14 protein-coding genes are annotated in these 17,150 nt (G+C 52.9%); 5 read left to right on the plus strand and 9 right to left on the minus strand.

Features of this window, described 5'->3' with window-relative positions; genetic code table 11:
- Positions 1-8 precede the first annotated feature (8 nt).
- Positions 9-458, plus strand: a complete 450-nt coding sequence (locus KV190_RS08800) for a hypothetical protein (protein WP_460192886.1) — start codon at positions 9-11, stop codon at positions 456-458.
- Here the strand turns inward: KV190_RS08800 and KV190_RS08805 are convergent.
- On the minus strand, positions 455-4,177 hold the full coding sequence (locus KV190_RS08805) for a sensor domain-containing protein (protein WP_460192888.1): 3,723 nt from the start codon (positions 4,175-4,177) through the stop codon (positions 455-457). The two genes, KV190_RS08800 and KV190_RS08805, sit on opposite strands and share 4 nt — an antisense overlap.
- A gap of 720 nt (positions 4,178-4,897) precedes the next feature.
- Here KV190_RS08805 and KV190_RS08810 point away from each other — a divergent pair.
- From KV190_RS08810 to KV190_RS08825, 4 genes are read left to right on the plus strand one after another with little or no spacing between them, the layout of a single operon-like run.
- Positions 4,898-5,053, plus strand: a complete 156-nt coding sequence (locus KV190_RS08810; protein WP_460192889.1) for a hypothetical protein — start codon at positions 4,898-4,900, stop codon at positions 5,051-5,053.
- Between the two features lie 43 nt (positions 5,054-5,096).
- Complete coding sequence (locus tag KV190_RS08815) at positions 5,097-5,345, plus strand: DUF7219 family protein (RefSeq protein WP_460192891.1); 249 nt, start codon at positions 5,097-5,099, stop codon at positions 5,343-5,345.
- Positions 5,346-5,359: 14 nt separating this feature from the next.
- The gene (gene mgtE, locus KV190_RS08820; protein WP_460192893.1) at positions 5,360-6,736 is read left to right on the plus strand and encodes a magnesium transporter; all 1,377 of its coding nucleotides are present in this window, start codon (positions 5,360-5,362) and stop codon (positions 6,734-6,736) included.
- A gap of 3 nt (positions 6,737-6,739) precedes the next feature.
- Complete coding sequence (locus KV190_RS08825) at positions 6,740-7,441, plus strand: MgtC/SapB family protein (RefSeq protein ID WP_460192895.1); 702 nt, start codon at positions 6,740-6,742, stop codon at positions 7,439-7,441.
- Positions 7,442-7,446: 5 nt separating this feature from the next.
- On the opposite strand, the gene KV190_RS08830 is transcribed toward KV190_RS08825, so the two are convergent.
- From KV190_RS08830 to KV190_RS08865, 8 genes are all read right to left on the minus strand, one after another.
- The gene (locus KV190_RS08830) at positions 7,447-7,848 is read right to left on the minus strand and encodes a hypothetical protein (protein WP_460192896.1); all 402 of its coding nucleotides are present in this window, start codon (positions 7,846-7,848) and stop codon (positions 7,447-7,449) included.
- Positions 7,849-7,984: 136 nt separating this feature from the next.
- Positions 7,985-9,388: a 3-isopropylmalate dehydratase large subunit gene (gene leuC, locus KV190_RS08835; RefSeq protein WP_460192899.1), complete on the minus strand. Its 1,404-nt coding sequence runs from the start codon at positions 9,386-9,388 to the stop codon at positions 7,985-7,987.
- 81 nt (positions 9,389-9,469) lie between these two features.
- Positions 9,470-10,426, minus strand: coding sequence for a glutathione synthase (gene gshB / locus KV190_RS08840; RefSeq protein WP_460195257.1), 957 nt, complete (start codon positions 10,424-10,426; stop codon positions 9,470-9,472).
- 10 nt (positions 10,427-10,436) lie between these two features.
- Positions 10,437-10,700, minus strand: a complete 264-nt coding sequence (gene grxC, locus KV190_RS08845; protein ID WP_206201279.1) for a glutaredoxin 3 — start codon at positions 10,698-10,700, stop codon at positions 10,437-10,439.
- A 96-nt stretch (positions 10,701-10,796) separates the two neighbouring features.
- Entirely contained in the window at positions 10,797-12,110 is a 1,314-nt protein-coding gene (locus KV190_RS08850) for a CO2 hydration protein (RefSeq protein ID WP_460192901.1), read from the minus strand.
- Positions 12,111-12,126: 16 nt separating this feature from the next.
- Positions 12,127-13,602, minus strand: a complete 1,476-nt coding sequence (locus KV190_RS08855; RefSeq protein ID WP_460192903.1) for an NADH-quinone oxidoreductase subunit M — start codon at positions 13,600-13,602, stop codon at positions 12,127-12,129.
- 27 nt (positions 13,603-13,629) lie between these two features.
- Complete coding sequence (locus KV190_RS08860; RefSeq protein WP_460192904.1) at positions 13,630-15,465, minus strand: NAD(P)H-quinone oxidoreductase subunit F; 1,836 nt, start codon at positions 15,463-15,465, stop codon at positions 13,630-13,632.
- Positions 15,466-15,628: 163 nt separating this feature from the next.
- Positions 15,629-16,960, minus strand: a complete 1,332-nt coding sequence (locus tag KV190_RS08865; protein WP_460192908.1) for an HlyD family secretion protein — start codon at positions 16,958-16,960, stop codon at positions 15,629-15,631.
- Positions 16,961-17,150 lie beyond the last annotated feature (190 nt).

Genomic DNA, 17,150 nt, shown 5'->3' on the forward strand with positions numbered 1-17,150 from the left:
GTGCATCCATGGTGTGGGCGGCATTATCTGCACAGGGGACTTGGGCACTGGCCAGCTATGGCGTGGTTGCCACCCTGATTCTGTTGTGGACGATTCTGCGATCGCTCCGACACCCCTCGCAAAAAGCCGCCCTCGAAGCCGAAGTCGCGCGACTGCAAGATCACTGCCACCAACTCCAGCAGCAACTTCAGGCACTAGCCGCCGAAAATCAACAATTACGAGCAGAGCGCGATTACTGGCAACAACAGCATCAAGCCCTCAATGCTCAACTCACCACCCTAGAAACCACCTATCACCAACTGGAGATGAATCTTCAACGCCTCGAACAGGAGCGCGATCGCCTGCAACAGGCACTGCAACAGCCCGCCGACTGGTGGCAGGAAATGACGAAAAACTATCAAAGTTGGTGGGAAAGTCTGCCCTTTCTTCCCCATGAGGATACCAGCAGCAAATCCTAGGACAAGCGATCAATCGGTAATGGCGGATAAAAGAGATAGCCTTGGCCATAGCGACAACCGAGGTCAATTAATTGGGCGGCTTGGGTCGCCGTTTCCACCCCCTCTGCCACCACATCTAAATGCAGGCTTTTGCCGAGGGCAATCACGGCACTAATAATTTCTTGAGCCGCTTGGCTTTTCTCCAAGCTCTGGACAAAGGAGCGATCGATTTTCAGGGCGTGGATCGGCAACTGATGCAACCGACTCAGGGAGGAATAGCCCGTGCCAAAGTCATCAATATTCAGGGCAACCCCCAGTTGTTGCAGTTCCTCGGCCACCTGCAATGTGGCTTCGAGGTTGCGGATCATGGTCGTTTCGGTAATCTCCAGATGCAGAAGATGGGGGGGCAATTGGGCACTGCGCAGCGCCGCCAAAATATCACTGACAAAGTGGGCATCCACCAGTTGTTGAGGCGAGATATTAATGCCCAAGGTCATGGTCTGGCGACGGCTATCCTGTTGCCGCCACTGGCTGAATTCCTGCATCGCCCGTTCAAAGACCTGTCGGCCAAGGCTGACAATGAGACCGGCTTGCTCCGCAAGGGCAATAAATTCAGCGGCAGGAATCTCACCCTTTTCGGGGTCAAACCAACGGCTCAGCGCCTCAAGACCCACGATCGCCCCGCTCTCCAGCTCAATAATGGGCTGAAAATACACTTGCAACTCACTGTTGGCGATCGCCTGATGCAGTTGGCTCTCAAGGGTAAAGCAACTTTGGGCTTGGGTGTGCATTTGCGGGTCAAAGATGCGATACTGCCCCAATCCTTGTTTTTTGGCTTGGTACATAGCAATATCCGCATCCCGCAGGAGGGTCGCGGCGGAGGCGGCCTCGCGATCGCTAAAGGCTACACCAATACTGGCACTCAAACTCAACAAATGACCATCAATAATCAGCGGTTCCTGAATCACCCGCTCGAGGTCAGCCACCCGTGCTTGCACTTGTGCCACCATCTGTTCGGGATCAAGGTCTTCACACAGCACCACAAATTCATCGCCACTCAAGTGAGCCAAGGTATCCCCCTCGGGCACTACACTCTGCATGCGTTGGGCAAGGGTAATGAGCACCTGATCGCCGGCTTGGTGTCCCAAGCTATCGTTCACCCGCTTAAAGCGATCAATATCAATAAAAACAACCGCAAAGGGGCGATCGCGATGGCGTTGATACTGACGCCAGCAGTGTTTTAAGCGATCTTGAAGCAGCGTGCGGTTCGGGAGTCCCGTCAGGGCATCGTGGAGGGCATCGTGAATTAAGCGATCTTCCATTTCCTTGCGGCGGGTAATATCGCGCCCCACACATTGATATTCGACACAGCGGCCATGGTTATCAAAGAAGGCACGGGTCGTCCATTCAAACCAAGCAAAACGTCCTTCCCCAAAGGTCACGCCACATTCAATCGTACTAATGGGCTGCGTGGGGGTGAGGGCTTGCAGGTGTTGTTGAAAGCGTTGCTGCGTCAGCGGATCAAAGGGATGCTGGATCACATCGCCAAAGTCACAACTGATCCCTGCTTCAGCCAGATAGCGAAAGAATGCAGGATTGCCAAAGGTGAGATGTCCCTCAGGGGTACAGCGGTAGAGCAGTTCTGTCTGTGCCTCGAGAACCCGCCGATAGCGTTCCTTTTCCTGATGGAGGGCACTGACCAATTCGGCACGGTTGATACCAAAGCCCAGTTGTTCTCCCAGTTGGCGGATCAGCTCCACCTCGTCAATCGCCCAAGGTCGAGGAGAAGAGCAGTGGTGGCACAGGAATAATCCCCAGAGGCGTTCCTCCTCAATAATCGGTACCACTAATAGGGCACGCACCTGCAATTGGCTGAGAAAGTCGCGATGACACTGGGTCATTTCAGCGGTGTTAATATCAGCAACCGCCAGTACCCGTCCTTGGACATAGGCTTCGGCAGACTCACGGTGGAAACAGGGATCATAGAAGGTGCGGTGCATGAGGGAAAACTGCGGTGCCGCCACTGATTCAGCCACCACCTCACCCCGGCCATCGGCATAGAACTGGAAAATCAGCGTGCGATCGACCCCCAGCAGTTGACGCACTTCCTCAAGGGCCGTTTTGAGAACGGTTTCCAGATCAAGGGAACGGCGAATTTTCAGCGTTAGCCGATGCAGGAGTTCCGCTTGGGTTTGCCGTCGCTGTAACGAAGTAGTGGAGTCCACCTGAAGCGTAATATTCTGGGAGAAAACCGCAAGACCTCGCGCTGTGGGAAAAGCCCGTACCGCAAACCATTGGTTCAGCCCCTCATAGAAGACCTCAAATTGAACAGGGGTTTCTTCCGCCATTGCCCGCCGACTTTGGCTTTCAAAAATCGAATTGCGGGCATCGGGAAAGAGATCCCAGAGGTTTTTGCCCAGCATCTCTGAGGCAGATTTCCCCACTAGACGACAAAAATTGCCGTTGACATAGATAACCATGAAGTCGCGATCCACTTCAAAAAAGTGATCGGACATGCTCTCCAAAATATCGGTCACTTGGTTGTAGGCCGCTTGCAGGCGATCGCTAAATTGGCGCTGTTCCGTAACATCCCGTGCGGCGCCATAGATGCGCCCTTGACTGAGAAGACCTTGCCATTCGTACCAGCGGTAGCCTCCCCCTTGAGTGCGCAGGCGAATCGTGTGGTTAGTGATTTGCTCGCCAGCAAGGAGACGTTGCTGCATTTCCCGATGGCGGGGGCGATCGCCGGGGTGGAGAAATTCTTCAAACTTTGCCCCTGCCAACTGATTCAAGTCATAGCCCAAGCAGCGTTGCCAGTGTTGATTCACCCGCCGCAGCCGTCCCTCACTATCGGCAATCATAAATAGCTCTAGGGAAGAGCCAAAGAAATACTCCAATTCAGCCGTTTTTTGGGCAATTTCGGCTTGCAAACGGATGCGATCGCTAATATCCCGCTGCACGCCAAAGTGGCCAATAATCTCTTTATTTTGGTTGTAGAGACAGACATAGTTCCCCTCAACCCAAAAGGAACTGCCATTCTGGCGCTGAAGTTCAATTTCAATATGGAAATAACCCAAATCAAAGAGCGCCCGCCACAGGCGCTTAGCCAGTTCTAAATCATTCTTAAAGCAAATGCGTGGCGTCAGCCCAATGAGTTCCTCAGGGGGCAGTTGATATTGCTGAGCAAAGGCACTATTGATGCGAGTGAGGCGCTGGTGATCAAGGACATATTCTAATAGTTCCTCTTTATTGGCCGTGTCATCCCAGCGGATCGGACGATCCAACATCATGAAAAAGCATGCTTCAAGAGATTGTTGAAAGAAAGCTTCTAGAAGTTCTTGATTGGCTTGTAGTTCTAGTTCGAGTTGACGGCGACGGGTAATATCCCGCGATGTGGTTACTAAAAATAAAACATTTCCCCCATCATCACAAATGGGGTGCGTCAGGGTTTCTAACCAAATATATCCGCCATTTTTTTTTCGCATGCGATAGGTTTCGGTGACATTCACACTGCCTTGCAGGGCGAGGGCATGGGCACCACTGCGGATTCGTTCGGCATCTTCAGGATGAAATAATGTGTAGGGACTCTTACCAATCAGTTCTTCAGGAGAATAGCCTAAAAGGGTTTTGCTGGAGGGGGTCACATATAGATAGTTGCCATCCGGTTCGTGCAGGCAAATGAGATCATCTGTGTAGTTGACCAATAATTCGGTAAAGTGCTCAAATTCAGCTATGATCATTCGCTAGAATCCACAATTTTTATCAAGGATTAAGACAGTTTTGGACGCTTTACACTATGAAAGTTTAATTAATGATTAATAATTTTAGCGAATTAAAGCTCTTTCGTTAAATATAGGCCACACAAGGGGAATGGGATACTTTGCCATCGCGACCTTTACAGCGTTGAGGGTGTTCGATCCCTGTGAAAAGGGCTGTAGGACTAGAAACGCTCTACTTGAACTCTCTAAGCGCGTATGATCCGTACTTGACAAACGCTTGCTCACCCACTAGAATTCCAAATGGCGGTTGAGAGATTTCCTCGGCTGCCTGTATTTAGCTATTTTTGGAGATTTTCTTGATGGAGTCTAGTAGTAGTCACTGTAGCGTTGCTTCTACTGACCCCATCTCCGCTAATGAAGATCCCTGCCATAGGTGGAGCCTCTCTCCCCTAAGGATCGCCGAGGTGAATTCAGACTTTTCTGCTGCCTAATAGCTTGAACTTCTGGTTCATCTCCGCGCGTTCCAAGGCAGTTGATCTGCAAATGGAGATGGATCACGAAGCAAATTGCTCAATAGGTCTCAGTCTCGTATTTACCTGAGTCTGCCTAAAGTTGGCTGGCTCAAGTCTAGTTGTTGAGAGCGATCGCCAGTAGTCAAGCGTTTTTCACGTTTCTATTGAACGACTACTTTTCATCGCTCAGGTTGTTGCGTGGCAAAACCATTAGCAACGGAGAGTTTCTATGTTTGAAGTTTGTTTGTTCAGCATGATGGCCGAAATGCTGGGGATTACCCTTTCGGAAGTGCTGGGTGTTGCCCTTGGACACCTGATGATTACGGCCATGAGCCAAGCGATCGCCAGCTTGGGAGAGTTCTCACCCTTTGAGTTCTCTCGTTAAACCCTAAAAATCCTATTGTCGTTTCTCAAAGGAGCTTAGAACCATGATGACCCACAATGCAAAGCAGACATTTCTGTGCCCCTATACCCTTTACCGTGGGCACGTCACCCTAGACGCGCTGACCTTTGATGCCTACTTACAGAAATTTGCACAACGGGCAGGGTTTATTGCTGCCCTCCATACCAGTGGCAAGCTTTCCACCACCCAAGCCTACAGTGAGTTAGCCAATCTCTGGCATCAATTGAGTGAAGCCTATGCCCCTGTCTCACCCACCCTAAATACTCAACCATAGTAAGGAGCAATGCGATGGTAATCAATCCCCTCGATGATCTGCTGACCTATCCTCAGGGTCTCGGTGCTGCCAAGCGGACAGCCAACCAATTGACGATTCCTGAGCTAGTGCGTGCCCTGCGCCAAATTGACCCCCACAAGCGGGTATTGGCCTTTCGCCTCCTCGAAAAAGACAAGGCGATCGCGGTCTTTGAAGCCCTGACTCCGGATGAGCAAGCGACCCTGACTGAAGGGATGACCGATCCAGAGATTCTCCATTTTCTAGAAGCCCTTGAGGCGGATCAACGGGTGCGGCTCTTTGAGGAATTGCCCGCCAAGGTCACCAAACGCCTGTTGAGTCAATTGAGTCCAGAATCGCGGGATGCAGTGAACTTGCTGTTGGGCTATCCTGAGGGCACGATTGGTCGGCGGATGAATTTGCGCTACTTGGCGCTGCGGCAACATTTGACCGTGGGGGAGGCGATCGCCAGTATTCGCGAAAGTTCCCTAGATACCGATGACCTGAGCATTATTTTCGTGATTGATGAACAGCGCTTTTATCGTGGCTTTGTGCAGCCGATTCAGTTGATGAAAGCAAATCCCCACCAGCCGCTTCAAGATTTGGTACAAGGACAGGAGCTAGCGATCGCTGTGACCGCGCCGGAACTCGCAGCAGCTAAACTCCTCAAGGAATACGATGTCCCGGCCATTCCCGTTGTCGATCAAGAGGGGCGACTGGTGGGCGATATCACCTTTGATGATGTGATTGACCTGATCGAAGAAGAGGCCACAGGGACAATTTTGGCGCAAGCAGGCGTGGGCAACTTGCTCAACCGTGATCAGGTTTGGAGTGAACGCTTGGTACGTGGCCCCATTCGCTACGCGGTGCAACTGCGGATTATCTGTCTGATCATTACCCTCATTGGCGGCATGATTGTTGGCGGCGTCATTCAGTACTTTGAGGAAGTTCTCGAAGCTGTGGTTGCTGTGGCCATTTTTATTCCTGTGGTCATGGACATGGGAGGTAATGTCGGTACCCAATCCACCACTGTCTTCGCCCGAGGCCTTGCTTGGCAGCACATTGATATTCGTCGCTATGGCGGTTATCTCTTTCGCGAGTTTCGCATTGGTGCGATCATGGGTCTCATCTTGGGAACCGCTGGCGGCTTGATTGCCCTTCTCTGGCAAGGGCTACCCAATGGAATTCCCCAACTGGGGTTGGCTGTGGGACTTTCCCTTTTTGTGGTGATCACCTTTGCTGCGGTTCTCGGTGCCTTGCTTCCCTGGATCTTGCTGAAGCTTGGCTTTGATCACGGTCCAGCGGCGGATCCGTTTATCACAACTATTAAAGACTTTACAGGGCTCCTACTCTATTTTTATCTCGTGAGTGCCTTCCTAGGGCTGTCGTTTTAACCGATGTCAACGAGCGATTTTATTGTGCGTTTGGTGGCGGCCTTTTGTCTTGGGGCAGCCCTCGGCTTGGAGCGACAATGGCGGCAACGCATGGCCGGTCTGCGTACGAACACCCTCGTAGCAACGGGGGCAGCACTATTTGTCATGCTCTCGGCTTTGACGCCGGGGGAAGCCAGTCCAACGCGGATTGCCGCCCAAATTGTCTCTGGTATTGGGTTTCTCGGCGGGGGCGTGATCCTGCGGGAAGGCCTCTCAGTGCGGGGCTTGAATACGGCAGCGACTCTCTGGTGTGCAGCAGCAGTGGGGGCACTGTGCGGTTCGGGATTACTCTATCAGGCAACCTTAGGAGCAGTGGCAGTGCTCATGGCCAATTTGCTCTTGCGTCCCCTTGGCTATCGCATCAATCAGCAGCCCCTCAAGGGTACCGAAGTGGAGTTGTGCTATCGCTGTGATATTGTCTGCCGTGCTGAAGCAGAGGCTCATTTGCGGGCACTGCTGTTGCAGTCATTGGCGGGCAGTCGGCTGAAGTTGCGATCGCTCCTCAGCGAGGATATTGAAGACATCCCCGATCGCGTCCACATTGAAGCGGAACTCCTCAGTCAAGAGCGCAATGATGACTTTGTGGAAGGGCTGGTGAGCCGCTTGAGTTTAGAACCCAGTGTTCTTTCGGCGCGCTGGCGCATTACAGAACAGGAGTATGGTTGATTTCTCTAGGGGTAGAGGCGCATATTCAGACGAGCCGTGGTGCCCGCTTGTGGACATTGGAGACGCGGTGTATAGGTACCGCCAACTCGCCACACAGAAATATAGCGATTATCCCGCACCCACTGGATGGTTACTTCGCCACTACAGCCAAAGTTACCGCCAAGATCGCGATCGCTGAAAAAACCGCGCACCAGTCCATTGCCGATTCCCGTGACGTTAATGGTGCCCTGATAGACTCGGCCATTAATCTTGGTAGTGTAGCTCAGGACATCTCCCGGAAAGTGGCTAAATTGGTAGTCATAGATTTCAGTTAGACCACTATCAGAAATCAGGGTTTCGGCAGCAGCGGGCAAAACAGAGGCGATACCCAGAACCACTGCGCCCAGCAAGCCCTGTAACATTTTCATAGACAGCCTCCTTTTGGAAAGATTGGAAAAATAAACCGCTCCTCCCCTTGTCTCCATTGTTCAAGAGGCTGATTTCACACTTCAGGGAATGTGACGGGGCTGATAAAGAACTTGATATCTATTAAAGAGCAGGACATCAAAGGAATGCCCGCACATCTGTGACTTCACCCGTAATGGCTGCGGCGGCCACCATCGCTGGACTCATGAGGAGCGTCCGTCCCGCTGCCGATCCTTGGCGTCCTTTGAAGTTGCGATTGGAAGAAGAGGCACTGATCTGACGCCCTTGCAGCTTGTCGGGATTCATGGCGAGGCACATCGAGCAACCGGGATTGCGCCATTCAAACCCTGCGGCTTGGAAAATGACATCGAGACCCTCCGCTTCGGCTTGCGCTTTCACCCGTTCTGAACCGGGGACAACGAAGGCTTTGACACCGGGTTTAACTTTGCGCCCTTCGACAACTTTGGCAGCCTGCCGCAGATCACTGATGCGGCCATTGGTGCAACTGCCAATAAAGCAGACATCAATTTTGGTGCCTTGAATGGGCTGCCCCGGTTGCAGATCCATGTAGGCATAGGCTTCAGCGGCGATCGCCCGTTCCGCCTCTGGCAAACTCTCTAGGGTGGGCAAGGTCTCATCCACCGCAACGCTTTGGCCGGGGGTAATGCCCCATGTCACCGTCGGTGCAATATCGGCAGCCGCAAATGTCACAACATCATCGTATTCAGCATCCGCATCACTGGCTAGCGATCGCCACCACGCCACTGCCTGATCCCAATTTTTTCCTTGGGGTGCAAAAGGCCGACCTTGCAAATAGGCAAATGTGGTCTCATCGGGGTTGACATAACCGCAGCGGGCACCCCCCTCAATGGCCATATTGCAGACTGTCATCCGCTCTTCCATGGACATCTGGGCAAAGGTACTGCCAGCAAACTCATACGCATAACCGACACCGCCCTTGACACCAAGGTGGCGAATAATGTGCAGGATCACATCCTTGGCATAGACCCCAGCAGCAAGGGAGCCATTGACTGCCACTTTGCGGACTTTTAGCTTATTGAGGGCAAGGGTCTGCGTGGCCAAAACATCCCGCACTTGACTGGTACCAATGCCGAAGGCGATCGCGCCAAAAGCGCCGTGGGTCGAAGTATGACTATCCCCGCAGGCGATCGTCATCCCCGGTTGCGTTAACCCCTGCTCAGGAGCAATCACATGGACAATGCCCTGACGACCGGAGCCAATCCCAAAGAAAGGGATATTGTGAGCGCGGCAATTCGCCTCAAGGGCTTGCAACATCTCTTCGGCAAGGGCATCTTGGAGAGGACGCGCCACCGTATCTGTTGGCACAATATGATCCACCGTCGCCACAGTTCGCTGCGGATACAGCACCGGCAACCCCCGCTCCCGCAGCATGGCAAAGGCTTGGGGACTCGTGACTTCGTGAATGAGGTGCAGGCCAATAAACAGTTGTGTTTGCCCTGAAGGCAGTGTAGCCACCGTATGCTGTTCCCAAACCTTATCGAAGAGTGTGCCGCGACTCATAGACTCGTCAAAAAATCCAGTTTATCAATTATAGGCAAAAGGAAGAGAGTCACATCCCCTGAGTAGTTAAGTATTACTGTCCTAGCCCAATAGCCAAGCCATCACCTGTTGACCGAGGCGAGTATTATTCAGGCGATCGATCTCGCGAATACCAGTGGGGCTAGTCACATTCACTTCTGTTAAATAGCCACCAATGACATCAATCCCCACAAAATAGAGGCCATCACGCCGCAGGGCAGGGGCTAAGGTTTGACAAATCTGGCGATCGCGCTCTGTAATTTCGACGGCGGCCACCCGTCCCCCTGTGGCCATATTGCCCCGAAATTCATCCCCTGTGGGAATCCGATTCACCGCACCAATGGGTTCACCATTGAGGAGAATGATTCGTTTATCGCCTTCCTTGGCGGCTGGTAGATACTCCTGCACCATCACGGGCAGTTGTCCGCGTTGGGTACTGATTTCAATCATTGAATTGAGGTTGCGATCGCCCGCCTGCAAAAAGAGAATGCCTTCCCCCGCTTTGCCCCCTAGGGGTTTGAGCACTGCCATGCCCTGCTGCTGCACAAATTCACGAATGCGCTGCTTGTCTCCAGTCACAATCGTCTTGGGAATCACACTCGTAAATTGCAGGGCATACATCTTTTCATTGGCATGGCGTAACCCCGCTGGCGAGTTGAGGACAAGGGTGGTTTGCGGATCGATTAAATCAAGACAGTACGTGGCATAGAGGTAGGCGGTATTCACGGGGGGATCTTTGCGCATCCACACCGCTCGAAAAGTATTGAGGGGTCGCCATTCCACTGCACCCGCCTGAAACCAAGGTTGGGGAATCTGCCACTGGCCAGCCACGAGTTGCACGGGCGATAACTGGATTGGGGTCACTGCCGCCCATACTTGACCTTCGCGGATCAGCAGTTGGGAAATTTCCGTTACCCACACCTGTGCGCCTGCCGCTTGCGCTGCTTCCATCAAGGCCACACTGGTATCGTGGCCGGGGTCAAGGCTGGCGATCGGGTCAATGATAAAGGCAATATCCACAGGCATTCCGCTAGGCTGCCGCTTGCAGGAGCGTATCCAAGATGCCTTGCGCCTCTAGGGCATAGAGATCATCGCAGCCGCCAATGTGCTCGTTGTTAATGAAAATTTGCGGGAGCGATCGCCGGCCATGGGCACGTTGCGCCATTGCAGCACGAGCCGCTTCATCGCCATCAATGACGTACTCGGTAAATTTCACCCCTTTGCGCGTCAGCAACTGCTTTGCCCGAATACAAAAAGGACAACGAGACCACGTATAGATTTCGACGTTGGCCACGGCTCTACCTCGTTACAAAAATTCACTTTGATTCCAGCCTAGCAAAAAGGGAGAAGAGACACACCCCCTCTCCCTAATGTCTTGTCCTACAACTCCCTACAAATAATTGGGATCTTGGACATTGCGGATTTTGCAGGCCTCAGCAATCCCGTACTGGGGTCGAATAAAGCGATCCATTTGCGCCACAAAGAAGCGGCGGTTCGCCATCAGGTGCTCGGGATTCGGATCATCCAAAGGATAGTAGAAGGCGGCACGGGTTGCTTGCAAAACGGCAGAGGTCACCGTGTACATAGAGTGCTGGAAGGCAATCCCCAACTGCACCAAAATATCATCCTCACCGCGACAGTGCTGGTGGAAGTAATCCTTCAGGTATTGGGGAAGGAAGTGATACATATCTTGGTGGAGCAACGTGGGTGGAATCCCCGCCGTCCCCACAGGGAATTTATCGGCAAAGAGAATGCCATAGTGGAAGTCCACCTGATCAGTGGGCACCTGATTGGCTTGGGCATTGTAGGACTTGGTTCCCCGGAAGGGCGCTGTGCGGTAAAAGACCGCTTCCACATAGGGGAAGGCCGCTTCATAGAGCCACATAAAGCCCTTTTCCTTGGGCACAAGGACATGCACCTCGTCATCAATATAGACATGGTGGTAAATGGGGCGACCGGCAATGGCAAAAATTCCATTGACCAAGAAGTTCATGGCGTCCTTGACGCTGGTAATACTGCCGTCATCGTAGCGATCGCTAATCTCAAAGAAGACGGGTGCCATCACTTCCCAAAACAGCCCCAGCACGTTCATGTAGGTGGCTTGGCGAGCCTGCTCCAAGAAGAGGTCAGGAAAGAGCTTGTACAGCCCGAGCATCAGCGGGTTGCGTTTGAAGTAGGCGCGAATGGCCTTATCGGCGGCGGCTTTGTACTCCTCAGAGTCAAGGTAAATGTCTAACTCACCCCCCATGCGGTGCCACATCATGGCTCGCGCCAAGTCTTCGGAAAACTCCATGTTGATGCGATCGTGCCACAGGTGGTGCAGCAGGCGAGGCATCTTGCCCGTTTCCCCTTTCTCGATGAACGCCATCAGTTCGGGGTGGGCATGGGCGGGGCCGCGCCAAATCCGCAGATCCGCTGTATCGCCAGCATAGTGGTTGGGCAGATCAAAGTATTCCTTGGTCGGGAAATACTTGAAAAAGGGAAAGGGATTAATGAAGACCCGCTCACCGAGGTAGAGCAAATCCCGCCAGTAGAAATCCATCGGAATCGAATAGGCCTTGTACATGCCGATGATCTTCATCAGGTTCACTGGCGTGTCGGGAATGAGGGCACCCCCCGCCTCGAGGCGGTAAATAATATCGGCTAGGGGGTGATCCAGTGGGGGCAGTTTTGCCGAACTGGGGCGCTCGATCGCTTGAACCATTGGGATACTCTCCTAACTATTGGGGTAAACTGGCCACAATTTCCGTTGCACTCGGTATTGCCGCAACAATTTGGGCACTAGTGGTTTCACTCCAACGCACGAGCCACGTGGGCTGGACGCCCAAGAATAGGATCAACAGGGTCAGGACAATGGCGGGCATTTTTTCTGCCCAAACCACCCGAGGGTAGTAGGCCGTTGCATTATCAAGGCGGCCAAAACAGGTGCGGTTAATCAAAATCACAAAGTAAACGGCTGTCAAACCCGTCCCAACAACCGCAATCAGGGTGGGAATTGGGAATGTGCCGTAGCTGCCTTGGAAGATGAGAAATTCAGCGACAAAGCCCACCAGTCCGGGAATACCAGCACTAGCCATGCCGCCCAAGATCAAAAGGGCACTGGTGGTGGGTAGGCCGCGCAGCGGATTGAGCAACCCATTGAGCACATTCAGTTCACGGGTGCCCACTTTGGTTTCAATCACACCCACGAGATAGAACAGCAGCGCCAGAATCAAGCCGTGGCTAATCATTTGGGCGATCGCCCCCACCATGCTGAGGTGCGTATGGGCTGCCGCCGCCAAGAGGACATAGCTCATGTGGCCAATCGAACTGTAGGCCACCATCCGTTTAATATCCTTTTGGGCAATGGCTGCAAGGGCACCATAGGTAATCCCCACTGCCGCCACGATCGCCAAGAGGCTAGAAAACTGCCCCCAAGCCTCTGGAAAATAGCCTAGGGCAAAACGCACCAAGCCATAAGTGCCCAGCTTCGCCAGTACCCCCCCAAGGAGAATGGCTGTCGGGGTTGAGGCTTCTACATAGGCATCGGGCAACCAACTGTGGAGGGGCACCAGGGGCATTTTGATGCCAAAGCCCAAGATCAACAGCAACAGCAGAATCCCTTGGGTCGTGGGTGCCAAGCCAGCCATTTGAATATCGGCATAGTCAAAACTAGGAGCGTGGGTCAGCCAACCCATGGCCAAAAAGGCAGCGAGGACAAGAATGCCCGAAACTGCGGTATAGATGAGGAACTTAATGGCGGCCTGTTCACGCCGTTGCCCACCCCAGATCAAGATCAGGAGATAAAAGGGCACTAACTCAAGTTCGTAGAAAAGCACGAACAGGAGCAGATTTTGGGCAGCCAGAGCACCGGTAACCCCGGCATTGGCGAGGAGGACAAGGGCATAAAAGAGGCGATGGGCACTTTTTTCACCCGTGAACACCACCACAAGGGTCAAGAACGTCCCCAAGACAATCAGGGGTAGGGACAACCCATCGACACCCAGGGAATAGTTCAATCCCAAGGGTGACAGCCACGGCACAAATTCCGTAAATTGCAGTGCGGTCTGCTGGACATCAAACTGCGTCAGCATCCAGAGGGACAGGGCAAAGGTGACACCGGCGCTCACCAAAGCAACCGAACGCAAGGCTCGTTCTGGCAGCAGCGGCATCAGCAGCGCACCGATGACGGGCAAAACAATTAACAGCGTCAGCATAGGGCAAGAACCTCAAGGAATGGAGCACTAAGCCAGCAGTGGCCAACAAATGGCAATCACCAGAATGGCGACCCCCATCAAGATGGTGAGGATATAGGCTTGGGATTGACCGGTTGTACTGTACTTCAGGCGATCGCCCCCTAGGAGTGTTACCACGCCAAAGGCATTACCCGTGCCATCCACAAACGTGCGATCAAACCAAGCGGTAATGCGGGAAATCATATCCACTGCTCCCACCACGGTGGCCTTGTAGAGCTTCGGCGTATAGAAATCGTAGGCCAGCAGATCCTGTACCGACGGTAGGGGAAACTGCACAGGTTTGGGAATGGCTTTGCCGAGATAGACCCATGCGGCGGCACCCCAACCCACCAGAGCAGTTACGGTCAGTGCAACGGCGGTGGTCAAGGAAGGATGGGTCCAAATCACCCAATCAAAGCGCCACATGAGAATGGGCAAGTGCAGCACCAACCCCAGATCAACGGTCATCGGCAAAATCATCGGCCAAAAGACCTCGGGCGATCGCGCCGTCATCGGTTTGACTTCACCGCCCCAAATCAGACAGAACGTGCGACCTAGGCTAAAGGCAGCAAACGTATTCACCAGCAGCAGTACAACCCCGACCCAAGGCAGTTGGGCAAAGGCCGCATCCAGTAATTCCGCCTGCGGTAAAAAGCCTGCCAAGGGCGGCAACGCTAATAGTCCTGCTGAACCAACGAGGAATGAGATGCCAGAAATGGGACGCCGTGACCACAGCCCACCCAGCAGGCGTAGATCTTGGGTAATGCTATTCCAGATAATGGCACCAATACTCATCATTAACAGTGCCATTGCCACCCCATAGGTGAGGATAAAGACAAAGGCTAAGCCCGGCTCCTTAAGACCGACAGCAATAAACACCCAGCCCATGTAGGCGCTGACCAAATAGGACAGAGCACGCTTAATATCCACCTGAGCAATGGCAATCAGGGTTCCCCCCAAGGCAGTGACACTGCCAATCACCAGCAGCGCCGTCAGAGCCACAGGCGAAAGACTCAGGACAGGCGTTAACTTAACGAGTACCCATGCCCCCGTGGCCACAACAATGGCATTCCGCAGAATCGAAGCGGGAATCGGGCCTTCCATCGCTTCATCCAACCACAGGTGCAGCGGAAACTGGGCACATTTCCCCATTGGTCCTGCAATCAAAGCCAGACAAATCAGCGTAATCAGCGTCGGGTTCACCTGCGCCGTGGCTGCCCAAGCTGCCAAATCGTCGTAGTTCCAAGAGCCAGCAAGGGGATAAATCGCCAACACCCCCATCAGGAGCACCAAGTCTCCCACCCGCTTGGTGAGGAAGGCATCGCGGGCACCGGTCACCACCAAAGGCTGGTTAAACCAAAGGCCAATGAGCAAATAGGTGGCAAGGGTGAGAATTTCTAGGACAACGTAGTTGAAGAAGAGGGAGTCAAGGAGCACAAGCGCGGCCATCCCCCCTTCAAAGAGCGCCAACAGGGCATAGAACCGCGCCCAGCCCCAATCCATCTCCATGTAGCCGATGGCAAAAACCTGAGCCATGAGGTTCAAGCCCGTGATCAGCATCAGGGCAGTGGTCGTCAAAATCGAAATTTCAACGGGAATGTCAAAGTGCAGACCCGCCACATCCAGCCACGTCCAGTGCAAATACTGCGGCGGTTGGTTGGCGATCGCCACCGTGGCCAACAGTGCATGAACAAAGGAGAAAAACGTGAGCAAGATATTCAAATAGCCCGCTGGCCGAGGTCCCGTTTTCCGAGTAATCCCCGGTGACCAAATCAAGGACAGCACCATTCCCGCCAGCGAGTAGAAGGGAACGAGCCATACTGTGTCCGCAAATGATTGCAACATAAACCCCGCTTATGCCTATGGACAAGACTAATTAGATTTAATCTTATCTATGAACGGTACTGCACTTCACAGGGTCAAGAATAAAGTTGCATCAATATCCCTTATTGCCTAGATAAAAGGCAACTATGAAGGATTGAGCATCCTTTAGGATAGGTATAAAAGCCTAGGGGCTAATTTGAAAGGTCACCCGTGCCGTGTAGCCCACATAACAGAAGTTACCCTTGCCCCAGTCTTGCTGAGAATCGAGCTCGACACGCACTTGACTTTGACGCGGATAGTTTGGGGGAATTGGGATCACCTGATCATCGCCGGGGTTAAGGCGACCTAAACCAGAGCGAATATTGGTCACTGTGCCCCAGAGTGCTTTCCCTTTGTCCCCATAGAGTTCAATTTTTGCCCGCGTGCCCGGATGAATCAGCCGCAACGATTGTTCATCCACAAAAACATCCACCCAACGCCGCTGACAATCCAACAACTGCAAAATTTGATCCCCCTTACCGAGAAACATCCCCGGACGCGCATCCACCCGCCAAACATAACCGGCAATCGGAGCAGCCACCTGTACCACTTTGCGCTGAGCAACCTCTCGCTGGGCTTGGGCAACCTGTCGTTGTTGGGCAGCGATTTCCCGTTGAATGCCTTTGACGATCGCCTGCTGTTCGCCAATCTGAATTTGTAACTCTTGCAGTCGTAGGCGGGGGTCATAGTTACTGCGAGTGTTGCGCAGTGTCAGCCCCAATTCAGCAGCACGGGCATCGGCCTTGAGAGCCTCAACGGTGCGAGCCGCAGCTTGCATATTCCGTTGACGAGCAGCCACTTGGGCTTGGCTTTGCTGTAATTCCGTTAGAGCCGCATCTGCTTGGGCTTGGGGTACCGCTCCCTGCTGCGCCAACTGGCGAAAGCGCTGGTAGTTAATTTTTGCGAGTTGATGGCGTGCCTTAGCATCGGCAAGATTGGCCTGAGCCTCCGCGAGTTCTGCTTGGGCAGCAGCCACTTGGCGCTGGGTTTGTTCAACTTCGAGCACCTGTTGATTGCGTTGATCCCGTTGGGCAGAGGCGAGGAGTCCCTGTAACTGAGCTAGCTTTGCCTGAGCAGCTTCTAATTCTCCCCGCCGCCGTTCTAACCATTTTTCAACTTCTCGGGCGTTACCTTGACTGACATAGTCATTTTCTATGAGCGCTAAGGGGGCATCTGTGGGTTCGATAAACTCGCCGACCCGCGCCTCAAGTTCCTCCAGCGTTCCTTCCTCTGGAGCACGCACATTCACAATTACGCCATTAATGACCGCATCACGACTGCGCACTGTTGTTAAATGGCGGTAGAGAAACAAGCCTGCAAAGGCAAGGATGCCACATCCGGCTGCGAACACTAACAGATTGGCAAGGAGCGATCGCCGTAGCTTCAGTTGCTGAGTCGGTACAACCTGATTTTTAATCTCCGTCAAAGGGGAGACTTGGCTTAAATGGGAGACAGAATCTGAAGCCGGCTTGTTCATAGGAAACTCACAAGAAGTCAATTAAAGGGAATAAAATCACCCAGCTATTTTGCATCATTGACGGGTGAAAGCTTTGTGCTAAAAACGCCTTATGTTTGCTTCACAACTGAACCTTAAAAAGTATTGAATATCTTTTGACTACCTTCATCTAAACACACTCAATAACCTTTTGTTATCCGTGCAACTACTG

The sequence above is a fragment of the Thermosynechococcus sp. FA-CM-4201 genome (assembly GCF_054689355.1).